We start from the raw sequence: 431 nt of genomic DNA on the forward strand, positions 1-431 counted from the left end.
GGTGGTCGTCCAGGCCGACATCGCCACGGAAAAGCCGCTGCCGGCCATTCCGCAGGATGCGCTGGAAAAGGCCGCGGCCGGCCAGCCGACGCTGATTCCGCCCGGCGTCACCAACCTCGTCGGCGCCATTATCAAGCTCGATGCCATCCAGGGCACATTTCTCTATACGGTGCGGGCCGTCGATCCCAAGGTCATGGGCGCCATGCGCATGATGGAGGAAAACGCCACCGAATACCGCTCGATGGAGGCCAACCGCTTCTCGCTGCAGATCGCCTTCGCCGTGCTCTACATCGGCTTCGCGCTGATCGTGCTGCTTGCGGCGATCTGGACGGCAATCGCTGTCGCCGACCGCATCGTGCGGCCGATCCGGCTGCTGATCACGGCGGCCGACAGCGTTGCATCGGGCAATATGGATATCGTCGTGCCGGTGC

1 pseudogene is annotated in these 431 nt (G+C 64.7%); it reads left to right on the top strand.

Annotated elements, in window-relative coordinates:
- Window positions 1-431 (top strand): annotated as a pseudogene (locus AC5ZG1_RS44440) (PAS domain-containing sensor histidine kinase); the annotation flags it as partial.

It is taken from the genome of Bradyrhizobium sp. Leo78, from assembly GCF_059512425.1.